At 65.5% G+C, this 23,868-nt stretch carries 19 protein-coding genes; 14 read left to right on the forward strand and 5 right to left on the reverse strand.

All coding sequences use genetic code 11. From position 1 onward, the window contains the following. Positions 1-364: 364 nt before the first annotated feature. Positions 365-2,134 (reverse strand): sugar phosphorylase, encoded by a 1,770-nt coding sequence (locus ACSR1C_RS14685; protein WP_460260131.1) that lies wholly within the window; start codon positions 2,132-2,134, stop codon positions 365-367. 327 nt (positions 2,135-2,461) lie between these two features. On the opposite strand from ACSR1C_RS14685, the gene xylB reads away from it, so the two are divergent. Genes xylB through ACSR1C_RS14705 form a run of 4 tightly spaced genes read left to right on the forward strand, consistent with a single transcriptional unit; the run spans position 2,462 to position 7,538 of the window. After that, complete coding sequence (gene xylB / locus ACSR1C_RS14690; RefSeq protein ID WP_460260132.1) at positions 2,462-3,913, forward strand: xylulokinase; 1,452 nt, start codon at positions 2,462-2,464, stop codon at positions 3,911-3,913. After that, positions 3,910-5,223 (forward strand): xylose isomerase, encoded by a 1,314-nt coding sequence (gene xylA / locus ACSR1C_RS14695; protein WP_460260133.1) that lies wholly within the window; start codon positions 3,910-3,912, stop codon positions 5,221-5,223. Before xylB ends, xylA begins: the two co-directional genes overlap by 4 nt. Positions 5,224-5,226: 3 nt before the next feature. Next, positions 5,227-6,222 carry an aldose epimerase family protein gene (locus ACSR1C_RS14700; RefSeq protein ID WP_460260134.1) on the forward strand — a complete coding sequence of 332 codons (996 nt, stop codon included), beginning with the start codon at positions 5,227-5,229 and terminating at the stop codon, positions 6,220-6,222. Then, positions 6,219-7,538 carry a cytochrome-c peroxidase gene (locus tag ACSR1C_RS14705; RefSeq protein ID WP_460260135.1) on the forward strand — a complete coding sequence of 440 codons (1,320 nt, stop codon included), beginning with the start codon at positions 6,219-6,221 and terminating at the stop codon, positions 7,536-7,538. The genes ACSR1C_RS14700 and ACSR1C_RS14705 overlap by 4 nt, the downstream gene beginning before the upstream one ends. On the opposite strand, the gene ACSR1C_RS14710 is transcribed toward ACSR1C_RS14705, so the two are convergent. Next, positions 7,535-9,094, reverse strand: coding sequence for an ASPIC/UnbV domain-containing protein (locus tag ACSR1C_RS14710; RefSeq protein ID WP_460260136.1), 1,560 nt, complete (start codon positions 9,092-9,094; stop codon positions 7,535-7,537). The genes ACSR1C_RS14705 and ACSR1C_RS14710 overlap by 4 nt on opposite strands. Beyond that, positions 9,084-10,286 (reverse strand): ROK family protein, encoded by a 1,203-nt coding sequence (locus tag ACSR1C_RS14715; RefSeq protein WP_460260137.1) that lies wholly within the window; start codon positions 10,284-10,286, stop codon positions 9,084-9,086. The genes ACSR1C_RS14710 and ACSR1C_RS14715 overlap by 11 nt, the downstream gene beginning before the upstream one ends. A gap of 228 nt (positions 10,287-10,514) precedes the next feature. Here ACSR1C_RS14715 and xylF point away from each other — a divergent pair, with 228 nt between their 5' ends. From xylF to ACSR1C_RS14730, 3 genes are all read left to right on the forward strand, one after another. After that, entirely contained in the window at positions 10,515-11,546 is a 1,032-nt protein-coding gene (xylF, locus tag ACSR1C_RS14720; RefSeq protein WP_460260138.1) for a D-xylose ABC transporter substrate-binding protein, read from the forward strand. Between the two features lie 85 nt (positions 11,547-11,631). Continuing rightward, positions 11,632-12,891 carry a sugar ABC transporter permease gene (locus tag ACSR1C_RS14725; RefSeq protein ID WP_460260139.1) on the forward strand — a complete coding sequence of 420 codons (1,260 nt, stop codon included), beginning with the start codon at positions 11,632-11,634 and terminating at the stop codon, positions 12,889-12,891. Positions 12,892-12,905: 14 nt separating this feature from the next. Continuing rightward, entirely contained in the window at positions 12,906-13,673 is a 768-nt protein-coding gene (locus ACSR1C_RS14730) for an ATP-binding cassette domain-containing protein (RefSeq protein WP_460260140.1), read from the forward strand. On the opposite strand, the gene ACSR1C_RS14735 is transcribed toward ACSR1C_RS14730, so the two are convergent. Next, complete coding sequence (locus tag ACSR1C_RS14735) at positions 13,670-14,974, reverse strand: glycerate kinase type-2 family protein (RefSeq protein ID WP_460260141.1); 1,305 nt, start codon at positions 14,972-14,974, stop codon at positions 13,670-13,672. The genes ACSR1C_RS14730 and ACSR1C_RS14735 overlap by 4 nt on opposite strands. A gap of 87 nt (positions 14,975-15,061) precedes the next feature. Continuing rightward, the gene (locus tag ACSR1C_RS14740; protein WP_460260142.1) at positions 15,062-15,496 is read right to left on the reverse strand and encodes an RrF2 family transcriptional regulator; all 435 of its coding nucleotides are present in this window, start codon (positions 15,494-15,496) and stop codon (positions 15,062-15,064) included. A 145-nt stretch (positions 15,497-15,641) separates the two neighbouring features. On the opposite strand from ACSR1C_RS14740, the gene cydD reads away from it, so the two are divergent. The 7 genes from cydD to ACSR1C_RS14775 all read left to right on the forward strand — a co-directional run bounded on the left by cydD (position 15,642) and on the right by ACSR1C_RS14775 (position 23,864). After that, complete coding sequence (gene cydD / locus ACSR1C_RS14745; RefSeq protein WP_460260143.1) at positions 15,642-17,336, forward strand: thiol reductant ABC exporter subunit CydD; 1,695 nt, start codon at positions 15,642-15,644, stop codon at positions 17,334-17,336. Further along, entirely contained in the window at positions 17,333-19,003 is a 1,671-nt protein-coding gene (locus tag ACSR1C_RS14750; protein WP_460260144.1) for an amino acid ABC transporter ATP-binding/permease protein, read from the forward strand. Before cydD ends, ACSR1C_RS14750 begins: the two co-directional genes overlap by 4 nt. Positions 19,004-19,115: 112 nt before the next feature. Beyond that, positions 19,116-20,717 (forward strand): cytochrome ubiquinol oxidase subunit I, encoded by a 1,602-nt coding sequence (locus ACSR1C_RS14755; RefSeq protein ID WP_460260145.1) that lies wholly within the window; start codon positions 19,116-19,118, stop codon positions 20,715-20,717. Positions 20,718-20,722: 5 nt separating this feature from the next. Next, positions 20,723-21,874, forward strand: a complete 1,152-nt coding sequence (gene cydB / locus ACSR1C_RS14760; protein ID WP_460260146.1) for a cytochrome d ubiquinol oxidase subunit II — start codon at positions 20,723-20,725, stop codon at positions 21,872-21,874. Positions 21,875-21,887: 13 nt separating this feature from the next. Beyond that, the gene (cydX, locus tag ACSR1C_RS14765; RefSeq protein ID WP_460260147.1) at positions 21,888-22,007 is read left to right on the forward strand and encodes a cytochrome bd-I oxidase subunit CydX; all 120 of its coding nucleotides are present in this window, start codon (positions 21,888-21,890) and stop codon (positions 22,005-22,007) included. Positions 22,008-22,166: 159 nt separating this feature from the next. Then, entirely contained in the window at positions 22,167-23,483 is a 1,317-nt protein-coding gene (locus ACSR1C_RS14770; protein WP_460260148.1) for an NAD(P)/FAD-dependent oxidoreductase, read from the forward strand. 15 nt (positions 23,484-23,498) lie between these two features. Further along, positions 23,499-23,864 (forward strand): DUF5368 domain-containing protein, encoded by a 366-nt coding sequence (locus ACSR1C_RS14775; protein ID WP_460260149.1) that lies wholly within the window; start codon positions 23,499-23,501, stop codon positions 23,862-23,864. Positions 23,865-23,868: the final 4 nt, after the last annotated feature.

Here is a 23,868-nt window from a genome sequence, read left to right on the forward strand (position 1 = left end):
CGAGTGGAAGCGCGCCGTGCGCGAATGGCACGCTGTCAGAAGTCAACTTGCCATCATGTTCGAAGACCGCTTCCCCATGGCGTAAGAAAGCGCGTCAGGGCACAAAATTTCACACAGTCTCGAAAGACACGACCAGAACTCCCTACCGGAAATGTCGATTGGCCAATTCAACAATACCGATTTGCTCTTCGTAGCTTCAAGAATAGGTCAAGATTTCGCAGCTACATTTCAGAAGCATTCGAAAGCACAAGCGACATTCAGAAGTGGCGATGTCGCAGCCGACGAGACCGAGACGCCGTTTTCACTCAATGGGCAAAAAGCTCCGGCTGATATTCACTCGGGACTCAAACCGGCCCCCCTCCTCCTAAACCGCATCCCCCACCCCGCCCACGACGCGGTTGGTGATCCAGCGGCATTGATAGGGGCGCAGCGGGATATCCGTGCCCGAGGCCGAGATCGTCTCGCCGCTCAGCAGATCCACCCACTGTTCGCCGCCGATCAGGTTGATCGAGAATGGCGAGACCGACAATTCGTCCTTGCTGACATTATGCAGCGCAAAGATCGACTGGTCGCGGTCCAGGCTCTGACGCCAGGTGCCGAAGATGCGGTCATCCATATGCAGCGTGAACTGCGTGGCGTTGGGGTGAAAGCCCGGCTGCCGGCAGCGGATTTCCACCCGGCGCTTCAGCCCGCGCAGCACCCGCGAATGGATGCTGGTGTCATTGGCCAGCACTTCGCGCAGGCGCGGGTAATCCCAGCGGTGCCGGTTGATCGCGCGGGCGATGCCGGTCTTTTCGACGCCTTCGTGATCGTTCGGCGTGGCCAGAAGCGAATGGATATAGAAGGCCGGGATCCCTTCCAGCGCCATGGCGATGGTCTGGCTGCACAGGAACCGCTCGACCTGCCATTCATCCTCGCCCTCGAACGTGCCCTTCATCGCGTCGAAATAGGTGATGTTCAGCTCATAGGGCGACTCGCCCCCGCCCGACAACGCCCGCATCGAGACCCGCCCGCCGAAGGATTTGACCGCGTTGATCACTTTCGCGGTGTCCTCGGGCGGCAGGATTCCCTCGGCCGGGCGCATCCCGATCCCGTCATGGCTGGCGGTGAAGTTGAGATAGGCGCAGCCCAGCTGGGCCGGCGGCATCGACACCTGCCAGCGTTTCAGATGCTCGGCCGTGCCGCTCAGCAGCGCGTGCAGCAACAGGGGCGGCAGCGAGAAGTTGTAGATCGCGTGCGCCTCGTTACGGTTGCCGAGATAGGACAGGTTTTCCACGTTGGGCACGTTGGTTTCGGTCAACAGGATCAGCGGCTCGACCGCGAAATCGCACAGCACGCGCATCAGTTGGACGATGGCATGGGTTTGCGGCAGGTGGATGCAGGAGGTGCCGATTTCCTTCCAGATAAAGGCCACCGCATCCAGCCGGATGATCCGCACCCCGTGCTCGATATGCAGCCGCATGATGCGCAGGAATTCCAGCAGCACCTCGGGGTTGCGGAAATCGACATCCACCTGATCGTGGCTGAAGGTGCACCAGACATGCTTGGTGCCGTTGGCGGTTTCTACCTCGCGCAGCAAGGGGCTGGTGCGCGGGCGGACCACCGACGACAGATCGTCGTCGGGCGATGCCTCGAAAAAGAACTTGTCATAGGGCGCGTGGCCCTGGCGGTATTCGTTGAACCAGGTGCCCTGGCTGGACACATGGTTCAGCACCAGATCCGACATCAGCGTAAATTCGTCCGCGATCCGCCGGATATCGGCCCAGTCGCCCAGATGGCTGTTGACCGCCCGGTAATCGGTCACCGCGAACCCGTCATCCGACGTGAACGGAAAGAACGGCAGGATATGCACCGAGTTGACGCTGCCCTTCAGATAGCGGTTCAGGAAATCGTTCAGCAAATCAAGCGGCTTGTGCACGCCGTCGACCAGCGAGTTGCCATAGGTGATCACCATCGCGTCGCGCGACGACCACAGCCGGTTTCCCGGCATCCGGGCGCGTTTGCGGCGGCTGGCGCCTTCGGGCCAGAAGGCCTCTATCACCTGCGAGGTCAGGATATCGCGGTCGAATTCGGGATAGATGCGGCCGATCAGATCGGCCAGCTTGACGCTGAGGGTCGGTGGGGTGTGGGTCATGACTCGTTGCTTTGCAGAATTTAGCCCAGACTTTCGAAAAATCCTCGTGGAGACAAGCAATTAACGCCCGTTGTTTCACCGGCGGCCAGGGCGCCGGGCCGGGCCGGGCCGCGGTCACCCGGATAATGCACATATTATTTGCAGTTTAATAAAAGTTTTGGGCTTTGGCGATCCCAAGACCCCACGTTAATTTATTTTTTCGAAATTAAAGCCGGAATTGAGGCGTGAATGCGGGCGGAAATCTAGATCACCCACCAATACCGCGCCAATTTATTTTGACAAATAAATTTATAACTGGCAAGCTGCTTTCACTACAGGGGAGGTATCATGTTTCTCGGTCTTGATCTGGGAACGTCCGGTTTGCGCGCCAGCCTGATGGCCGCGAACGGCGCAATCGTCGCATCGGCCGAGGCGGCCTATCCCGTCGCCCACCCCCATCCGGGCTGGAGCGAGCAGGACCCGCAGGACTGGATCCGCGCCAGCGAAACCGCCCTGACAGCCCTGCGCCGCGACCACCCGGACGCCTTGGGCGCGCTGCGCGGGATCGGCCTGTCGGGCCAGATGCACGGCGCGACCCTGCTGGGTGCCGATGACCGCGTGCTGCGGCCCTGCATCCTGTGGAACGACACCCGCGCGCACGCCGAGGCCGCGCTGCTGGATGCCACCCCCGGCATCCGTGAAATTTCCGGCAATATCGTCTTTCCCGGTTTCACCGCGCCGAAGCTGCTGTGGGTGAAGGCGCATGAGCCCGCGATCTTCGCCGCCACCGCGAAAGTGCTGCTGCCGAAGGATTACCTGCGGCTCTGGCTGACCGGCACCCATGCCACCGACATGTCCGATGCCGCGGGCACCGCCTGGCTGGACGTGGGCGCGCGGGACTGGTCCGACGACCTGCTGGCGGCGGGCGGCATGACCCGGGCCCAGATGCCCGATCTGGTCGAAGGCTGCGCGCCCACGGGGCAGTTGCGCGCCGATCTGGCCACGGCCTGGGGCGTGCCGAAAGGCGTGATCGTGGTCGGCGGCGGTGGCGACAACGCGGCCGCGGCCTGCGGCGCGGGGACGCTGAATGAGGGTCAGGGGTTTGTCTCGCTCGGCACGTCGGGTGTGCTGCTGGCGGCGAAGAATCGCTTCGCCCCGGCCCCCGAAACCGCCGTGCACACGTTCTGCCACGCAATCCCGGACACCTGGTATCAGATGGGCGTGATGCTGGCCGCCACCGACAGCCTGAATTGGCTGTCGCGCCTGACCGGCCAGCCCGCCGCCGCCCTGTCGGCCGAGGTGGGCACGCGCATCGCCGGGCCGGGCACGGTGCGCTTTCTGCCCTATCTGTCGGGCGAACGGACACCGCATAATGACAGCACGATCCGTGGCGCCTTTGCCGGGCTGGACATCGCCAGCGATCGCGCCGCCCTGACCCGGGCGGTGATGGAGGGGGTGGCCTATGGGCTGCGCGACAGCCTTGAGGCGCTGAAATCCACCGGCACGCGGCTGAGCCGCCTGCTGGCCATCGGCGGCGGCGCGCGGTCCCCCTATTGGGTCGAGCTGCTGGCGACGCTGTTCGACATGCCCATCGACCTGCCCGAGCAGGGCGATTTCGGCGCGGCCCTTGGCGCGGCGCGGCTGGCCATGATCGGCGTCACCGGCGGCGCCCCGGCCGAGGTGATGACGCCGCCGCCGATCGCCCGCACGGTGCAGCCGCGCCACGATCTGACCCAACCCTACGCCGAAGGCTATGCCGCCTTCCGGCAATTCTATCCCGCAATGAAGGTAATCCAATGAGCACCGGCTTCTTCAACGACATCGCGCGCATCCCCTTCGAAGGGGCGGACAGCACCAATCCGCTGGCCTTTCGGCACTACAACCCCGACGAGGTGGTGCTGGGCAAGCGGCTGGAGGATCACCTGCGCTTTGCCGTCTGCTACTGGCACAATTTCGTCTGGCCGGGCAACGACCCGTTCGGTGGCCAGACGTTCGAGCGGCCCTGGTTCCCCGCCGACACGATGGCGCAGGCCAGACAGAAGGCCGACGTGGCGTTCGACATGTTCACCACGCTGGGGGTGCCCTATTTCTGTTTCCATGACGCGGATGCCCGCCCCGAGGGCGACAGCTTTGCCGAAAACACCCGCAATCTGGAAGAGATCACCGATTACTTCGCAGCCAAGATGGAGGCCACCGGCGTCAAGCTGCTGTGGGGCACCGCCAACCTGTTTTCGCACCGCCGCTATATGGCTGGCGCGGCCACCAACCCCGACCCGGACGTGTTCGCCTTTGCCGCCGCCACGGTCAAGACCTGCATGGATGCCACCAAACGGCTGAACGGCGAAAATTACGTGATGTGGGGCGGGCGCGAGGGCTATGAAACGCTGCTCAACACCGACCTGGGGCGCGAGGATGCCCAGCTGGGCCGGTTCCTGAACATGGTGGTGGAGTACAAGCACAAGATCGGTCTGGACGGCCCGATCCTGATCGAGCCCAAACCCCAGGAACCCACCAAGCATCAGTATGATTATGACGTGGCTACGGTTTACGGCTTTCTCAAACGCCACGGGCTGGAACAGGAGGTGAAAGTGAATATCGAGCAGGGCCACGCCATTCTGGCCGGTCACAGCTTCGAGCATGAAATCGCGCTGGCCCGGGCGCTGGGGATTTTCGGCTCGATCGACATGAACCGGAACGACTATCAGTCCGGCTGGGACACCGATCAGTTCCCCAATAACGTCCCCGAGGCCGCGCTGGCCTATTACCACATCCTGCAAGGCGGCGGGTTTGCCACCGGCGGCACCAATTTCGACGCCAAGCTGCGGCGCCAATCGCTGGACCCGCAGGATTTGCTGATCGCCCATATCGGCGGAATGGATGTCTGCGCGCGCGGGCTGAAGGCCGCCGCCGCGATGATCGGGGACGGCACCCTGCCGGCCTTCGTCGAGGACCGCTATGCCGGCTGGCAAGGGACCGAGCCACAGAAGATGCTGGCAGGCGAGTATGGGCTGGAGCATATCGCAGCCTATGTGGAAGCGGACGAAGTGAATCCTGAACCTCGTTCAGGGAAACAGGAATATCTTGAGAACCTCGTCAACCGCTTCGTCTGATCGATGATCCGCGCGCTGCCGCAACTGGGGCGGATCGACGGGCGCGCGGTGCATCAGGCGCGGCTTGTGGAGGGCGATGTCGCCGTCACGCTGCTCAGCCTTGGCTGCATCACCCAAGATTGGCGCGCCGGCAATGTGCCGGTGGTGCTGGGCTATGCCGACCCGGCGGCCTATCTGCACAACCCCACCTATTTCGGGGTGATCGCGGGGCGTGTGGCGAACCGCACGGCCCATGGTCGGTTCACCCTGAATGGTCGGCCCGTACGCTTGAGCAAGAATGAGGGCGCCAACCACCTGCATGGCGGCACGCGCGGCCTGGGCGCGCGCAACTGGGCGATGGAGGGCGACGGTGCGAACGCCGTGCGCCTGACCTACCGCGCCCCCGATGGCGAGGAAGGCTATCCCGGCGCGGTGGATTTCAGCGTCACCGTCCGCCTGTCGGGGCATCGCCTGAGCTATGCGATGGACGGGCGGCCTGACCGCCCCACCCCGATCAATCTGGCGCAGCACAGCTATTACAATCTGGCGGGCGGCGGGCCGGTCTGGGATCACCGGCTGCACCTGCCCGCCACCGGGTTTACACCAACCGATGCACAGGGCATCCCCACCGGCGCGGTCGCGCCTGTGACCGGCACACGCTATGGTTTCAACGCCCCCCGCCTGCTGGGGGACGCCGATCCGGGGCATCTGGGCAGCGATGTGAACCTTGTTCTGGCCGCCCCCGGCGGCCCCGCAGCCACACTCACTTGCGCAAACATGCGCCTGCGGCTATGGACCGATCAGCCGGGGATGCAGCTTTACAACGCCATGCACCTGACCCGCACACCGGGCGGCCATGACAGGCGGGTCTATGACCGGTTCCATGGCCTGTGTCTGGAGCCGCAGCATTTCCCCGACAGCTTGAACCAGCCGCGGTTTCCGCCGATCATCTGCACACCCGACCGCCCTTATCGCCAACGGCTGACGGTCGAAATCGCACCGGGAAAGGACACCGGATGAAACCCGCGCTGATCGGCGCAGTTCTGACCCTGCTGGCCGCAGCCCCCGCGCTGGCGGATGGCCCCGCCCTGCCGCGTGCCGAACCGGTCTTCCCCATGCCCGACATGGCGCAAGTCACGCTGGGGCGGCTGCTGTTCTATGATCCGATCCTGTCGGGCAACCGCAGCGTCGCCTGCGCCACCTGCCACCATCCGCGGTTCGGCACCTCGGACGGGCTGTCGCTGGGCATGGGCGATGGCGGCCACGGCCTTGGCCCAGACCGGCGGCCCGACCCCGCCAACCTGCCAGAACAGCGCATCCCCCGGAACGCCCCCGCACTGTTCAACCTCGGCGCCGCCGAATTCACCCGCTTTTTCCACGACGGACGACTGGAAGACGACCCCACCCGCGCCACAGGCATCCGCAGCCCGCTGGAGGATGACATGGTCGCCGGGTTCGACAACGCGCTGTCGGCCCAGGCGATGTTTCCGGTGCTGTCGCCCGATGAAATGGCCGGGCATTACGCCGAGAACGACATCTCGAAATCCGTGCGCCTTGGCCTGCTGGCGCAACCGGGCGGCGCGTGGGACAGGATCGCCGCGCGGGTGGCCGCGATCCCGGCCTATCGCCAGGGCTTCGACACCGTGCTGGGCACGGACCGACCGATCCTGTTCACCGACATCGCCAATGCCATCGCCGCGTTCATCGCGTTCGAGTGGCGCGCCGATGACAGCCCGTTCGACCGCCACCTGCGCGGCACCGCCACCTTGCCGCAAAACGCGCAGGCCGGAATGGCGCTGTTCTATGGCAAGGCGCGGTGTTCGGCCTGCCATTCGGGCCGATTTCAGACCGATCATGCCTTTCACGCCATTGCCATGCCGCAGATCGGCCCCGGCAAGGGCGAGCGGTTCGAGACAACCGTGCGCGATACCGGGCGGATGCGCGTGACCGGGCGGGACGCGGATGCCTATCGGTTCCGCACCCCCAGCCTGCGCAACGTGACCCTGACCGCGCCTTACGGTCATGACGGCGCCTATGCCACGCTTGGGGCTGTGCTGCGCCATCATCTGAACCCGGTGGCGGCGCTGATCGCCTATGACCCGGCGCAGGCAGTGCTTGTTGCGATCGAGGATGCGATGGATTTTCCGGTTCTGTCCGACGCGCGGGAACTGGACGCCATCGCCCGCGCCAATGAACTGCCGCCGCAAGAGCTGTCAGAGGCCGAGATCGCGCAGCTGCTGGCCTTTCTGGCGGCCCTGACCGACCCGATCAGCACAGAAGACGGGCGGCTGGGCGTGCCCGATACGGTGCCCAGCGGCCTGCCGGTGGATCGCTAGTGCCCTGCCACGATCAGCGCGGCCCCGTTGCGGGTGACGGTCGCGATCTGGTCCGCCACGATCTGCACCCAATCGCTGGCCACCCCGTCCGGCCAGATTACCCGCAGCCGGACCTGTCGCACCGCGCCCAACCCGAAATGCTGAAATCCGGCCGCGCCGCTGGCATGGCCGCCGCCCACGGTAACCTCGCGCGCCTGAACCGCGCCGCCGGTGTCGACCTCGATCCAGGCCCCGACCGCGTTCACATTCGGCGCGGGCTGGTGCAGCGCGATCTGCAGCCAATGGCCCGCGCCTTCGGTCACGTTCTGGTACACCTCCATCGGGGCGCGGCGGTTGACCACGGCCAGATCCAGCAACCCGTCAAGATTCATATCGACCAGCGCCGCGCCCCGGCTGCGCGCCATGCTGGCAATGCCCGCCTCCGCGCCCGCCTCGGCAAACCGGCCATCAGGCTGTTGCAGCAGCAGGTTGTTGGGATCCTTCATCGCGCTGCCGGGCATTTGTTCGACATTGCCCTTGGCGATGAAAATATCATCGCGCCCGTCATTGCCGGTATCGCCGAAGGCCACATGCCACCCGGTCGAGGGACGCCCGTCATCGCCGATATAGGGCCTGTGCGCGGTGGTGCCCCGCGCATAGGTTGCATCGCGATAATCCGGCCCGGTGGCGCCCGGCGCCAGCATCTGCAATTTCTGATCGCCCATCGAGCTGAGATAAACCTCGGGCAGCCCATCGCCGTTGATATCGCGGCTGGCGATGCCCATGCCCCACAGCATGTAGCGTTGCCAGCCATCGCCCGCATCATACAGGCGCGGGGCGGACGCCATCGCCCACATCTGTTCCTGCCCGCCGCGGATATAGTAATGCCGGTCGTTGCTGACACGCAGATCGGCGTGCCCGGTCCGGCCCCAATCGGAAAACAGCATCGACAGCGCGCAATAGCCCGGCGCCAGCGTCACAGGCGGGCCATAGCGTGCCCCGTCGGGACGGTAGAGCAGGTTTACATCGCAGGTGCCGAACGGTCCCTCGGGGTTGTCGCGGTCGACATAGTTGCCGATGGCCAGCGTCGGCAGGGTCTGCCCCGCCTCCCATGTGGCGGAAAAGGCCGTGCTCCAACGATTTTCCGTGGTGAACCCCAGATCGTCGGGGAACGGGGCAAAGGCACAGTCCGGCCCGCCCTTCAGCAGCCGGCTTTCCCCGACCCGCAGCACGAACAGATCTAGCCGGCCGTCGCTGTCGACATCCAGCGGATAGGCCCCGATCACCCCGGTCAGGGCCAGCGCATCGGGGGTGTCGGCGGTGAAATCCAGCGTGGCCCCGCGCGGCGCCGTCCGGTTGCGCAACAGGGCGGCGGGGGCGCTGCCGCCCGCGGCGTAAAGCTCGGGCAGCAGATCGCCGTCGCAGTCGAACGCGGCGACACCGCCGCCCACGAAATGCTCCCACCCGCCGGTATAGCGATGATCCAGCCCCAGCGCGGCGGCCCGATCCAGAAACGCCGGATCGGCATGGGCCGCGCCCGCCAGGGCCAGGACCAGAAGCGCCAGTTCAGGCCGCATTGCCCGCAATGCCCTGCAACGCGATCTCGGCCACGCCGTCGATGGCATAGGCCGCGGCCCCCTTGGCCCACATCAGATCGCCCCATTTGTGGATCCGCACCTCGGGCGCGGGCATGTCGATCTGCACAATGGATTTGCGGATACTTTCCAGCACCTGCTCGGCATAGAGATAGTCGAACTGCATCCGCTCACCCGACAGGATGATCAGCTGCGGGTCGAAAATATTGACGATATTGGCCAGCCCCATCGCGAACATCCGCCCGGCCCGCTCAAAGATCGATTGCGCGGTCTCGTCCCCCGCCCGCGCGGCGTCGACCAATGCCTGAAGCTGCTGCTGCGACGTCCGCAGATCGGCAAAACTGGTTGTCGTGGCAGCCTCGCGCAGCAGGGCGTAATCGGCGACATAGGCCTCCAGGCAGCCACGCTGGCCACAGCGGCACAGCGCCCCGTCGAGTTGCACCTTGGTATGGCCGAACTCGGCCCCGCAGCCGCGCGCGCCGCGGTAGATGTCATTGTTGATGACGATCCCCATGCCCACACCGCTTTCGATGGTCAGCACGATGAAATCGCTTACCCCGCGCCCGTAGCCGAAATAAAGCTCGGCCATCGCCACCAGATTGGCGTCATTGTCGACAAAGACCGGCAGGCCCAGATCAGCGGTCATCATGTCGCGCAGGGGGACGTTGCGGTCCGACATCGCGGGCGACCAATAGATCACCCCCTGTTCCGCATCCACCGTGCCCGCAACGCCGATGCCGACCCCGGACAGATCGTTCAGCGCCAGCTGCGCGCCCTCTACCGCCATTTCCAGCGCGCGGCGGAACAACGGGACCAGCGCGGCCGCGCTGTGGCGGCTGCGGTCGAGCGCCAGCTTGCTTTCGCCGATCTGGCCGCCCTCGAAATCGATCAGCGCCACCGTGATCGCGCTGTGCGACAATTTCATGCCGGCCACGATCCGCGCGGCGCCGCGCACCTTGAGATCGACGCGTGGCCGCCCCCGGCGCAGATCGACATCCAGGCTGGGGCCGGTTTCCTCGATCAAGCCTTGCCGGATCAGTTCCGCGGTGATCGAGGTCACGGTGGCAGGGCTGATCCCGGTCCCGCGCGCCAGATCGACCCGGGCAATACGCCCGGCCTTGCGAATGGCCGAAAATACCAGCCTGCGCCCCGCATCCCTTTGATCCGTTACCATGTAACCCTCCCGTCGATCCGGCGTTTATACGCAAGAAACAATATTTCATCAAAAAAATCAAATTGGCAAAATAATCGTGAAATATGGCAGTATCATTTACACAATGCCAAATATTCTGGCATAACCGCCTTAATAAATTAGACCTTAAAATTATTACATGTTATCGTCACCATTAATCTTCCCGAATCCGCTCTGCAGTCCGGGGAGTGACGATAAAGGGAGGAAATCATGAAGAAAATCACCGCCGCAGCTGCGGTTGCGTTGAGTTTTGCCACATCCACGGCCGCCGTTGCGGCTGATCTGATCGTTGGCGTCAGTTGGTCCAATTTCCAGGAAGAACGCTGGAAAACCGACGAAGCCGCGATCAAGGCCGCCCTTGATGCCGCCGGCGCCGAATACATCTCGGCCGATGCGCAAAGCTCTTCGGCCAAGCAGCTTTCCGATATCGAAAGCCTGATCGCGCGCGGCGCCGATGCGCTGATCATCCTGGCGCAGGACGCCTCGGCCGTGGGTCCGGCGATGGACGCCGCCACCGACGAAGGTATCCCTGTCGTCGCCTATGACCGCCTGATCGAGGATTCCCGCGCCTATTACCTGACCTTCGACAATGTCGAAGTGGGCCGGATGCAGGCCCGCGCGGTGCTGGCCGCGCAGCCCAAGGGCAATTACGTGATGATCAAGGGGTCGCCCACCGATCCGAACGCGGATTTCCTGCGCGGGGGCCAACAGGAAGTGCTCCAAGCCGCGATCGACGCGGGCGACATTACCATCGTCGGCGAGGCCTATACCGACGCCTGGCTGCCCGCCAACGCCCAACGCAACATGGAACAGATCCTGACCAGCAACGACAACAACGTCGATGCGGTCGTGGCCTCCAATGACGGCACCGCCGGGGGCGCCGTGGCCGCGCTGACGGCGCAGGGCATGGAAGGGATCCCGGTTTCCGGTCAGGACGGCGACCATGCCGCGCTGAACCGCATCGCGCAGGGCACGCAAACCGTGTCGGTCTGGAAGGACAGCCGCGAACTGGGCCGGAACGCCGCCGAAATCGCCGTGGCGATGGCCGCGGGCACCGCAATGGGCGATGTGGACGGGACCGTATCCTGGACCTCGCCCGCGGGCACCGCGATGAACGCCAGGTTTCTGGCGCCGGTGCCGGTTTCGCGCGACAATCTGAACCTTGTGGTCGATGCCGGCTGGATCGGCAAGGACGTGCTGTGCCAGGGCGTGCCTTCGGGTGCCGTGGCGGTCTGCGACTAAGGCCGGTCGCCGCCGCCCAGGTCATCCCGGGGCGGCGGCACATCTTTCCCATGACCCAACAAACAAAAAAACGAGAGGCGTGGCGATGCGTCAGCTGAAATCCATCCTGTCGACACTGGAAATCGACCTCAGGCTGATCGGCATGATCGCGGCGCTGGCGGTGATCTGGGCGGTGTTCGACGTGGTCACGGGCGGGCTTTATGTCACCCCGCGCAATATCTTCAACCTGACGGTACAGACCGCCTCGGTCGCGGTGATGGCGACCGGCATGGTGTTTGTCATCGTTACCCGCCACATCGATCTGTCGGTCGGCGCCCTGCTGGGCTTCATCGGTATGGCGATGGGCGTGATCCAGGCCAAGATTCTGCCGGAACTCCTGGGCTTCGGTCATCCGATGATCTGGGCCATCACCGTGTTCGCGGGCCTTGTGATGGGCGCGGCGATCGGTGCGTTTCAGGGTTGGCTGGTGGGCTATCTGACGATCCCCGCCTTCATCGTGACGCTGGGCGGGCTGATGGCCTGGCGCGGCGCCGCGTGGTGGGTGACCCAGGGCCAGACCGTCGCCCCGCTGGACGAGACATTCAAGATACTGGGCGGTGCCGGCGGCACGCTGGGCATCACCTGGAGCTGGGTCGTGGCCGTGCTGACCAGCCTTGCCGCGGTGTTTCTGGTGTTCCAGTCGCGCCAGCGCAAGCTGGCACACGGCTTCCATGCCAAACCGCTTTGGGCCGAAATCGTTCTGGCGCTGATCTATGTCGGCGTGATCTGCACCTTCGTCGCGGTTCTGAATGCCTATGAGGTGCCCACCCGCCGGGTCGAGCGCCTGTTCGAAGCGCGGGGCGAGGTGATGCCCGAAGGGCTGGTGCTGGGCTATGGGCTGCCGATCTCGGTGCTGATGGTGCTGGCGGTGACGCTGGCCATGACCGTTGTCGCCAAACGCACCCGTCTGGGGCGCTATATCTTCGCCACCGGCGGCAACCCGGATGCGGCCGAGCTGTCGGGGATCGACACCAAATTCCTGACCGTCAAGGTCTTTGCCATCATGGGCGCGCTGGTCGCGCTGGGGGCGGTGATCGCCTCGGCCCGGCTGGGATCGGCGGCCAATGACCTGGGCACGCTGGACGAGCTGCGGGTGATCGCCGCCGCCGTGATCGGGGGCACCGCGCTGTCGGGCGGGGTCGGCACGATCTATGGCGCGGTACTGGGCGCGCTGATCATGCAGTCGCTGCAATCGGGCATGGCCATGGTCGGGGTCGACGCGCCGCTGCAATCCATCGTCGTCGGCGTGGTTCTGGTCTTCGCCGTCTGGATCGACATCATCTATCGCCGCCGGACCGGCAACTGAGCAGGAGCAAGGACATGACACAGCAGCCCCCCCTTGTTGAAATGCGCAACATGCACATCGCCTTCGGCGGCAACCACGCGGTGAACGACGTCACCCTGGATCTGCAACCGGGCGAGGTCGTGGGCCTGCTGGGCCATAACGGCGCCGGCAAGTCCACCCTGATCAAGATGCTGTCGGGCGCCTATCAGGCCGATAGCGGCGACATCCTGATCAACGGCGAAAGGGCGGTCATCAAGACCCCGCGCGACGCACGGCGCTATAACATCGAGACGATCTATCAGACGCTGGCGCTGGCCGATAACCTGGACGCCGCCGCGAACCTGTTTCTGGGCCGCGAACTGGTCACCGGCGCGGGCTTTCTGGATGACGACGCAATGGAGGCCGAGACGCGCAGGATCATGGCGCGGCTGAACCCCAATTTCAAAAACTTCTCGGCGCCGGTGTCGTCGCTTTCGGGCGGTCAGCGGCAATCGGTGGCGATCGCGCGGGCGGTGTATTTCAACGCGAAAATTCTGATCATGGACGAGCCCACCGCCGCCCTTGGCCCGCATGAAACACAGATGGTCGCCGATCTGATCCATCAGCTGAAGGCCGAAGGGCTGGGAATTTTCCTGATCGACCATGACGTGCATCAGGTGATGAACCTGTGCGACCGCGCCGCCGTCATGAAGAACGGCAAGCTGGTCGGCATCGTCAACATCAAGGACGTCACCGATGACGACCTGCTGGGCATGATCATCCTGGGGAAACATCCGCATACCGGACAGGTAATGACGGATTAAGAGCCGCCACTCGCGGGGGCGATCAGGATGGCCCGGAAATCGTTGACATTGGTCAGCGTCGGACCGGGGACCACCTGATCGCCCAATTTTTCGAAAAAACCGTGGCTGTGGTTGCGCGCCAGTTCGGCCCGCGCATCCAGCCCCAGCGCCGCCGCCCGCGCCAGCGTGTCGGGGGTGACCACCGCGCCCGCCACTTCGGCCCCGCCATCGACGCCGTCAGTGTCGCAGGCAATCGCGTGAATGCCCGGTGCGCCGTTCAGCGCCACCGCCAGCGACAGGCAGAATTCGGCATTCGGGCCGCCGATCCCGTCGCCCCGCCGCGTCACCGTGCATTCGCCCCCCGACAGCAGCAGCACCGGCGCATCGCCCGGTTTCATGCCGTCGGCGATCCGTAACGCCTGTTCGGCCTGGCTGGCACCCAGCGCGCGCGCCTCACCTTCCAGCGCGTCGCCCAGCAGCACGACCCGACAGCCTGCGGCCTCGGCCATCTGTTGCGCAGCCGCCAGGGACTGCGCCGGGGCGGCAATAATGCGGTTTTCGACCTTCAACAGCTCGGGCGCACCGGGCGGCAGAACGCCGGTCGGTCCGGTCAGCACGTCGCGCACCGATTGCGGCACCTCGATCCGCCAGTGATCCAGGATCGCCGTCGCATCGGCGGGCATGGTCGCGTCGCCCACGGTGGGGCCAGAGGCGATGAAGGCCGGATCGTCGCCCGGCACATCGGAAATCATCAGCGCCAGCATCCGCGCGGGCCAGGCTGCCGCCGCCAGTTGCCCGCCCTTGACCCGGCTCAGATGCTTGCGCACCGTGTTCATCGCCGAAATCGGCGCGCCCGAGGCCAGCAGCGCCGCATTCACCTGCTGCTTTTCTTCCAGCGTGATCGCGCCCGCAGGCTGCACCAGCAGCGCAGAGCCGCCGCCCGAAATCAGCGCCAGAACGAAATCCTCCGGCCCCAGTCCGCGCAGCATTTCCAGCATCCGCGCGGTGGCGTCGCGCCCGGCCGCGTCGGGCACCGGATGCGCGGCCTCTATGATTTCGATGGATTGCGTGGGCCGGGCATAGCCGTAGCGGGTGATGATCAGCCCCGCGACCGGGCCCCAGGCGCTTTCGACCGCTTCGGCCATCCGCGCCGACGCCTTGCCCGCACCGATCACCAGAACCCGGCCTTCGGGGCGGGGCGGCAGGGCGGCGGGCACACACAGCATCGGATCGGCGGCGGCCACCGCGCGCCCGTAAAGCGCACGCAAAAACGCATCGGGCCGATCCGGCCCGGACGCACCGGTATTTTGCGTAAGTTCCATGCCGCTCACCCCCGCCTCGTCACCGTATGGTTCTGTCTTACTGCGGCATCGGCGCGATGAGAAGGCCAAGCGCGCGCCGGCATAGGATCAGCGCAGGATCAGCGCCTCTTCAAGCGGCACGTTATCCTTGACCAGATCGGCCAGGGTAACCTTGTCGAGCGCCTTGTAGAACTCGGCCAACGCCCCCGACAACGCGCCGCGCAGCTTGCAGCAATCGGCGATCGGGCAGGTGTTCGCCTCCTCCGCAAAGCATTCGGCGAAAGGCACGCCCGATTCCAGCATCCGGAACACGATGCCAACCGAGATCTGCGCCGGGTCCTTATCAAGCATCACACCGCCATGGCGCCCGCGTGTCGTTTTCACCAGCCCGTAATGGCTGAGCGTGTTGATCACCTGCGCCATATGGTTTTCAGAGGTGTTGCAGGCCCCCGCGATATCGGACTTGCGGACGATCCGCCCGGCATTCACGGCACAATACATCAACGCGCGCATGGCGATGTTGGTGCGTGTCGTCAGTCGCATGATAATGTCCCCAGCCTGCGGTACGGCCCGAATTGGCCCATCTGTAATATAGCAATACAATACGCTGTAACTTGATCGAGATCAGACAAGATGGAAACGTGATGCTTTAAACGCATATCTGATCCACAGGTTTTGGAACGCAGGCTTGAACACCACCCCCACCCCACCGAATCCGGGCGCTGTACGCCTGCGGGCGATGGTCGCCCCCGCCCGCCCGGCCATGGCGCGGGCCGGGTTGGCGGGCACGGCGTCGGGCCTGTTGTGGCTGGTACAGGCGGCGGCGGTGGCGCTGGTGATCGCCGGGCTGCTGGAACCCGACAAGACGCGCGGGCCGGTGGCCCTGTTCGCGCTGGGGTTCATCGCTGTCGGCGCCCTGCGGGCCGCCCTCGACAGTCTGGCCGGGCATCTGGCGTTTGATGCCGCCGATACCGTGCTGCGGGCCGAGCGCGCCCGGCTGATCGCCCGCGAAAGCCGCCGCAGCGCTCAGGATCCGGCGCGCGCGCCGGCGGCGCAGATCGCCACGCTGGCGGCCGAAAAGCTGTCGGCGATGACACCTTACCTGACCCGCTACGCCCCGGCGCGGATCAAGGTGATGGTGCTGCCGCTGATCATTCTGGCGGTATCGGCCTGGCTGTCCTGGGCGGTGGCGCTGGTTCTGTTGGTCGCCGGGCCGCTGATCCCGCTGTTCATGGCGCTGGTCGGCATGGCCGCGCAGGACGCCAGCGAGCGGCAGATGGACGAGCTGTCGGATATGAACGTTCTGCTGCTGGAACGGCTGTCGGCGCTGGTGGATATCCGGCTGCTGGATGCGGGCGCCCGCACCACCGCGCAGTTCCATAGCGCCGCCGACCGGCTGCGCGCCCGCACAATGGAGGTGCTGCGCATCGCCTTTCTGTCCTCGACGGTGCTGGAGCTGTTCGCGGCGATCGGCGTGGCGATGGTGGCGGTCTATGTCGGCCTGTCGCTGCTGGGCGAACTGGGTTTCGGCGCCTATGCCACGCCGCTGACCCCGGCCGAAGGCATCTTTCTGCTGTTGCTGGCGCCCGATTATTTCCAGCCGCTGCGCGATCTGGCCGCCGCCTGGCATGACAAGGCCGACGCCACCGCCGTGGCCCGCGACCTCGCGACACTGGAAGAGGCCGCCGAGACCACCTTTCCCGGCCACGGCGCCCCGGCCCGGCCCGCGCTGCGCGGCACCTTGCGCACCGAAGGGCTGGGCCTGCGCCTGCCCGATGGCCGCCTGATCCGGTTTCCCGATATTGCGCTGGCGCCGGGTCAGACTCTTGCCGTCACCGGCCCCAGCGGCGTGGGCAAGACCAGCCTGCTGCGACTGCTGGCCGGGCTGGGCCTGGCCGATACCGGCCGTATCCTGATCGGGGATGCGGAACTGAGCGCCGACACTGCCGATGCCTGGCGTGCCGGGCTGGGCTGGATGCCGCAGACCCCGCATTTCATCGCCGGCAGCCTGCGCCGCAACCTGATGCTGGCGGGCGGCGACGATCCGCGCCCGCTGACCGCCGCGCTGGATCTGGCGGCGGCGGCGGATGTGGTGGCAACCCTGCCGCGCGGGCTGAACACACGGCTGGGCGAAAGCGGCACCGGCGTATCGGGCGGCGAGGCGCGGCGGCTGATCCTGGCCCGCGCGGCACGGGCACGCCCCGGCCTGCTGCTGGCCGATGAACCCACCGCCGATCTGGACGCCGAAACCGCCGCCCAGGTCACCGCCGGGCTGATGGCATTGGCGCATGACGGCTGCGCGCTGATCGTTGCCACCCATGACCCGGTTCTGGCCGGTCGCATGGACCACCAGATCGTTCTGGCACCGGGGGCGGGCGCATGAAACCGCTGCTGCATATTCTGCGGCTGATCTGGGCCGGGCAGCGCTGGTCGCTGGCGCGCGGCACGGCGCTGGCCGTCGTGGTGCTGGCGGCGGGGGTCGCGCTGCTGGGCCTGTCGGGCTGGTTCATCACCGCCGCGGGCGCCGCGGGGCTGGCCGGCATCGGCATCGCGTTCAACCTGTTTCAGCCCAGCGCCTCGGTTCGCGGGCTGGCGCTGGGCCGCACCGCCGCGCGCTACGGCGAACGGGTGCTGACCCATGACGCCACGTTGCGCAGCCTGGCGGCGATCCGGGTGCGTCTGTTGACCGGTGTGCTGGCCCTGCCCTATCCGCGCCTGTCGCGGCTGCGCGGGGCGGAAACGCTGAACCGGCTGGTGGCCGATGTGAATGCGCTGGACGGGGTCGCGCTGCGGCTGTTCATCCCGGCCCTGTCGGCGCTTCTGGTGCTGGGCGGCAGCCTGCTGATACTGGCCTGGCTGACCGACCCCAAGCTGGCGCTGTGGATTACCGGCAGCTTTACGCTGGGCAGTTCGGTGGCGCTGATCGGGGTGGCGCGCGCGGCCAGGGCGCCCTCGCGCCGGGCCGAGACCGCGCTGCAGGCTTTTCGTATCCGGCTGATCGACCTGCTGCGCGCCCGCGACGATCTGGTGGTCTATGGGCGGCTGGCCGATCAGACCGATGCGGTGCGGGCCGCCGAAGACCGGATGCGCGACAATCTGCGCCGCACCGACCGAATCGAGCGACGCGCCGGCGTGATCCTGTCGCTGACTGCCAGTGTGGCCGCAGGCGGGGCGCTGTGGCTGGGCGCGGCGCTGGTCCAGTCGGGGGCGATCGCGCCTGCGATGGCGGCGCTGGGGTTCTTCGCGGCGCTGGCGCTGGCGGAAACCACCGGGCCGCTGCGGCGCGGGCTGGCCGATCTGGGCCGGATGCAGGTTGCGGCGCGCAACGTGGTCCGGCTGCTGCCCGCCACCGCCGTGCCGTCCCCGCCCCTGCCGCATCCCGCCGCCCTGATCGGCACGGCCCCGGCGCTGGCGCTGGATCGCGTGACATATCGCCATCCCGGCGCGGCGCAGCCGGTGCTGGAGCGGTTCAGCCTGAGCGTGGCCGCCGGGGAAACCGTGGCGCTGACCGGTCCCAGCGGCGGCGGCAAGAGCACTATTCTGGCGCTGACCGCCGGGCTGATCGCGCCGGACGCGGGCGAGATCAGCCTGTTCGGCCAACCGATCGCCACCCTGCCCGAACCCGCCTTGCGCCGCGAAGTGGCATTTCTGCCCCAGCGCAGCGCCATCCTGGGCACCAGTTTCATGGATGTGCTGGCGCTGGCCGACCCGGATCTGACCGAAACCGACGCCCAATCCGTGCTTCAGGCCGTCGCGCTGTGGGGCACCGTCCAACAGCGCGGCGGGCTGCACGCCCCGCTGCGCGAAAACGGCACCGGACTGTCCGGGGGCGAGCAACGCCGCCTGACCCTGGCCCGCACCCTGCTGCGCCGCCCCCGCCTGTTGCTGCTGGACGAACCGACCGAGGGGCTGGACCATGCCACCGCCGCGACCGTGCTGCGCGGCATTCGCCGGATGCTGCCCGAGACCGCGATCCTGACCGCCTCGCACCGGCGGGTCGAACAGGATTGGGCGGACCGCCTGGCGCCTCTTGGTGGAAACCACGCCTGAAATTCATGATTTTGACATAGGTCAAGGCAACTATCCTACCCGAGCAGCTATCCACACCCATAATATGCATCTTCCATGCATGTTTGAGGGAATCGCAATCGGAGATCCGACCATGGAACTCGGCATCGTAGAGTTGTCGCGGCTACAGTTCGCCACGACAGCCATGTATCACTTCCTCTTTGTTCCGCTCACCCTGGGTCTGTCGATCCTCGTGGCGATCATGGAGACCGTCTATGTCATGACCGGCCGCCCGATCTGGCGGCAGATGACCAAATTCTGGGGCACGCTGTTCGGCATCAACTTCGTGCTGGGCGTGGCCACCGGCATCACGATGGAATTCCAGTTCGGGATGAACTGGAGCTATTACAGCCATTACGTGGGCGACATCTTCGGCGCGCCGCTGGCGATCGAGGGGCTGATGGCCTTTTTCCTGGAGGCCACGTTCGTCGGGCTGTTCTTCTTCGGCTGGGACAAGCTGAGCAAGCGGGGACACCTGATGGTCACATGGCTGGTCGCCATTGGCTCCAACTTTTCGGCGCTGTGGATCCTGATCGCCAATGGCTGGATGCAGAACCCGGTCGGCGCCGAATTCAATCCGATGTCGATGCGCATGGAGATGACCAGCTTCTTCGAGGTCATGTTCAACGAGGTGGCGCAGGCCAAGTTCGTGCATACCGTGTCCGCCGGCTATGTGACGGCTGCGGTGTTCGTGCTGGGCGTGTCGGCCTGGTATCTGCTGAAGGGGCGGCATGTGGAGCTTGCCCGCCGCTCGATCGCGGTGGCGGCCAGTTTCGGCCTTGCCTCGGCCCTGTCGGTCGTCGTGCTGGGCGACGAGTCGGGCTATTCCGCGACCCATACGCAAAAGATGAAACTCGCCTCGATCGAGGCGATGTGGCACACCGAACCGGCCCCGGCCTCGTTCACGCTGGTGGGCATTCCCGACCGCGAAGCGCGCGAAACCCACTATGCCATCCACATTCCCTATGTGATGGGGCTGATCGGTACCCGCTCGCTGAACACGGTCATGCCCGGCATCAACGATCTGGTGGCCGAGGCACAGGACCGTATCCGCAACGGTATCATCGCCTATGACGCGCTGATGGACATTCGCGCCGCCGGGCCCGATATGACGCCAGAAATGTCCGCCCGGTTCGAAGCGCATTCCGAAGATCTGGGCTTTGCGATGCTGCTGAAACGCTATGTGGACGATCCGCGCATGGCCACCGACGCGCAGATCGCCATGGCCGCCGACGATACCGTGCCGGGCGTGTTCCCGCTGTTCTGGGCGTTCCGCATCATGGTCGCGCTTGGCTTCAGCTTTATCGCGGTGATGGCCTATTTCTTCTTCATGGCCTCGTTCCGGGGCATGCGGTTCCCGCGCTGGGCACTGCGGCTGGGGGTTGTGATCATCCCGACGCCGTGGATCGCGGCCGAGCTGGGCTGGTTCGTGGCCGAATTCGGCCGCCAGCCCTGGACGGTGGACGGCGTTTTGCCCACCGCATTGTCGGTCAGCCATCTGTCCGCCGGGCAGCTGGCCTTCACCCTGGCCGGGTTCGCGCTGTTCTATTCGGTGCTGTTCGTCATCGAGATGGGGCTGATGCTGAAATACATCCGCAAGGGCCCCTATATGGACGTCGCTGAAACCGACGCCTGGATGGCGCGGCATGAAACCCAGTTGAAAAGCGGCAGCACCGCTGCCCAACCTGCGGAGTAAAAGCAATGATCCTGCATGAATTCATGAGTTTCGAGGTCCTGCGCGTGATCTGGTGGCTGCTGCTTGGCGTCCTGCTGATCGGCTTTGCCGTAACCGACGGGTTCGATCTGGGCGTGGGGACGCTGCTGCCGTTCGTCGCGAAAACCGATACCGAACGGCGGATCGTGATCAACACGATCGGGCCGATCTGGGAAGGCAACCAGGTGTGGTTCATCCTGGGCGGCGGCGCGATCTTTGCCGCCTGGCCGCCGCTGTACGCGGTCAGCTTTTCAGGTTTCTACATCGCGATGTTCCTGATCCTGGCGGCGCTGATCCTGCGCCCGGTGGGCTTCAAATACCGTTCCAAGCGTGAAAGCCCGGTCTGGCGCGCGACCTGGGACTGGGCGCTGTTCGTCGGCGGCTTCGTTCCGGCGCTGGTGTTCGGCGTGGCGATGGGCAATGTGCTGCAAGGCGTGCCCTTCCGCCTGTCCGACGATCTGATGACCACCTACGAGGGCGGCTTTTTCGGCCTGCTCAACCCGTTCGCGCTGTTGGCCGGGCTGGTGTCGGTGGCGATGCTGATCATGCATGGCGGCGCTTGGCTGACACTGAAGACCGAAGGCCCGGTACAGGCCCGCGCCCGGCGCTTCGGCTCGGTCGCCGCGCTGGCAACCGCCGCGCTTTATGTCCTGGCCGGGCTGTGGCTGGCGGTGGGGGTGGATGCCTATGCCTTCACCGACGCCGTGGTCCATGACGGCCCGTCGAACCCGTTGATGAGCGAGGTTGCAAAGGGCGGATCGTGGCTGGCGGCCTATGGGACGCGGCCCTGGATCGTGATCGCGCCGGCCCTGGGCATCGGCGGCGCGCTGTTGGCCTATTGGCAGATCGCCAAGAGCCGCGAGGTCGGCACACTGCTGGCGTCGGGTCTGTCGATCGTCGGTATCATCGCCAGCGTCGGCCTGACCATGTTCCCGTTCATCCTGCCCTCCAGCATCGCGCCGGCCGCGTCGCTGACGGTGTGGGACAGCTCGTCCTCGCATCTGACGCTGTTCGTGATGCTGGTGTCGGCGGCGATCTTCGTGCCGCTGATCCTGGTCTACACCGCCTGGGTCTACAAAGTGCTGTGGGGCAAGGTGACCGAGGACGATGTCACCGCCAACAGCGATTCCGTTTACTGAGAGGAGCGAGCAGATGTGGTATTTCGCCTGGATTCTCGGCCTTCCGCTGGCCGCAATTCTGGCCGTCGTGAACGCGATGTGGCTGGAACTGAACGAAGACAACAAGGCGCTGGAAAGCACCGATACAGACTAAGGCGGCACGCCGCCGTGGGGATGGCCGGGGCGTCACGACGCGCCCCGGCTGCATCCATCCCGATCGCGCCCCCCGTCACGCAAGGCGGGTTTTGACCTGGGTCAAAGCTGACGGCGCGAAAAACATGCACACGATGGAATACTTTTCAGGAGGAGTCGCATGACCCATCTCACGGACATTCCCACGTCCCGCCGCGCCTTCATGGGGCTGGCCGCGGGCGGCCTGGCCCTTGCCGCATCCGGAACCGCAGCGCACGCCGCCAAGGTCAAGACCTCGGCGAAGATCGTGATCCTGGGGGCCGGGGCGGCAGGTACCGCGCTGGCCAACCGCCTGGTGACCCGGCTGGACGGTGCCGCGATCACCATCATCGACGGACGCAAGCAGCACCTCTATCAGCCCGGCTTTACCCTGATCGCCGCTGGCCTGAAACCGGCCGATTATTCGGTGTCGGGCACCGGCGGCTGGTTGCCCCGCGGCGTGACCTGGGTCGAAGAGGCCGCCGCCGAGATCGACCCCGACGCCAAGGTGGTGACCACCGCCTCGGGGACGAAGGTGGCCTATGACTACCTCGTCGTCGCGACCGGGCTGAAGCTCGATTACGACCAGATCGAGGGCATGTCGCTGGATCTGGTCGGCCGCGAAGGGATCGGCTCGGTCTATGCCGGGCCCGACTATGCCGCCAAGACCTGGGCCTTGATGGACAGGTTCACCGACGAGGGCGGTATCGGCCTGTTCACCCGCCCGGCGACGGAAATGAAATGCGCCGGCGCGCCGCTGAAATACACCTTCCTGACCGATGATTACGCCCGCAGAAAGGGCACCCGCGGCAAGGTGGAAATCAACTATGCCGCGCATGGCGGCAGCCTGTTCTCGGTTCCGATCGTGAATGAAAAGGTGCGGATGCTGTACGAGGATCGCGGCTTCAACACGATCTACAACCATGTGATGAAGGCAATCGATCCGGGCAAGAAGATCGCCACCTTCGCCACCCCCGAGGGCGATGTCGAAATGCCCTATGATTTCACCAACGTCATCCCGCCGATGCGCGCGCCCGATGTGGTGCTGAATTCGCCGCTGCCCTGGGCCGACAAATGGGTGGGTCAGGGCTGGGTCGAGGTCGATCCGTATAACCTGCGCCACAACCGTTATCCGAATATCTTCGCCGTGGGCGACGTGGCCGGTGTGCCGAAGGGCAAGACGGCGGCGTCGGTCAAGTGGCAGGTGCCGGTGGTCGAGGATCATCTTGTGGCACAGATCGAGGGCAAGGACGGGACCGAGCTGTATAACGGCTATACCTCCTGCCCGCTGATCACCCGCATCGGCCGGGCGATGCTGGTCGAATTCGACTATAACAACAACCTGACCCCCTCGTTCCCCGGCATCATCGCGCCGCTGGAAGAGCTGTGGATTTCCTGGCTGATGAAGGAGGTGGCGCTGAAGGCCACCTATAACGCCATGCTGCGCGGCAAGGCCTGAGAGGAGAGCGGGACAATGAAAGACCTGACGTTTCAAACCCTGATTGCGGTGTTCGAAGAGATCTTCGGCTTCTGGCTGTTCTGGGGCATGGTCGCCGCCGCCGTGATCATCACGCTGGCCTATTTCTATGTGCTGATCCGCGACCGGTCGATGTCGATGCGCAAATTTTTCCTTGCGCAACTGTCGATGCCCATCGGCGCGGTGGCGGCGGTCTGGTTCGTGATGGTCATGACCCATTCCCATATCAGCGACATCGGTGGACCGATCGATGTGATCGTCTTCCTTGGCGTTGCCGTTCTGGGCGCGATCGGCTGCGCGATTCTGGTCTATACCCTGCAATCGCTGATGCGCGGCAAAGGTGATACAAGCTCTGATCTCTAGGAGA

It is taken from the genome of Actibacterium sp. D185-2, assembly GCF_054954595.1.

Coding starts and splice junctions, on each gene's coding strand:
- cydX (WP_460260147.1), top strand. CDS start 21,888: ATGTGGTATTTCGCCTGGATTCTCGGCCTTCCGCTGGCCGCAATTCTG.
- ACSR1C_RS14735 (WP_460260141.1), bottom strand. CDS start 14,974: ATGGAACTTACGCAAAATACCGGTGCGTCCGGGCCGGATCGGCCCGAT.
- ACSR1C_RS14750 (WP_460260144.1), top strand. CDS start 17,333: ATGAAACCGCTGCTGCATATTCTGCGGCTGATCTGGGCCGGGCAGCGC.
- ACSR1C_RS14775 (WP_460260149.1), top strand. CDS start 23,499: ATGAAAGACCTGACGTTTCAAACCCTGATTGCGGTGTTCGAAGAGATC.
- ACSR1C_RS14770 (WP_460260148.1), top strand. CDS start 22,167: ATGACCCATCTCACGGACATTCCCACGTCCCGCCGCGCCTTCATGGGG.
- ACSR1C_RS14740 (WP_460260142.1), bottom strand. CDS start 15,496: ATGCGACTGACGACACGCACCAACATCGCCATGCGCGCGTTGATGTAT.
- ACSR1C_RS14700 (WP_460260134.1), top strand. CDS start 5,227: ATGATCCGCGCGCTGCCGCAACTGGGGCGGATCGACGGGCGCGCGGTG.
- ACSR1C_RS14685 (WP_460260131.1), bottom strand. CDS start 2,134: ATGACCCACACCCCACCGACCCTCAGCGTCAAGCTGGCCGATCTGATC.
- ACSR1C_RS14705 (WP_460260135.1), top strand. CDS start 6,219: ATGAAACCCGCGCTGATCGGCGCAGTTCTGACCCTGCTGGCCGCAGCC.
- ACSR1C_RS14710 (WP_460260136.1), bottom strand. CDS start 9,094: ATGCGGCCTGAACTGGCGCTTCTGGTCCTGGCCCTGGCGGGCGCGGCC.
- xylA (WP_460260133.1), top strand. CDS start 3,910: ATGAGCACCGGCTTCTTCAACGACATCGCGCGCATCCCCTTCGAAGGG.
- xylB (WP_460260132.1), top strand. CDS start 2,462: ATGTTTCTCGGTCTTGATCTGGGAACGTCCGGTTTGCGCGCCAGCCTG.
- ACSR1C_RS14725 (WP_460260139.1), top strand. CDS start 11,632: ATGCGTCAGCTGAAATCCATCCTGTCGACACTGGAAATCGACCTCAGG.
- xylF (WP_460260138.1), top strand. CDS start 10,515: ATGAAGAAAATCACCGCCGCAGCTGCGGTTGCGTTGAGTTTTGCCACA.
- ACSR1C_RS14730 (WP_460260140.1), top strand. CDS start 12,906: ATGACACAGCAGCCCCCCCTTGTTGAAATGCGCAACATGCACATCGCC.
- cydB (WP_460260146.1), top strand. CDS start 20,723: ATGATCCTGCATGAATTCATGAGTTTCGAGGTCCTGCGCGTGATCTGG.
- ACSR1C_RS14715 (WP_460260137.1), bottom strand. CDS start 10,286: ATGGTAACGGATCAAAGGGATGCGGGGCGCAGGCTGGTATTTTCGGCC.
- ACSR1C_RS14755 (WP_460260145.1), top strand. CDS start 19,116: ATGGAACTCGGCATCGTAGAGTTGTCGCGGCTACAGTTCGCCACGACA.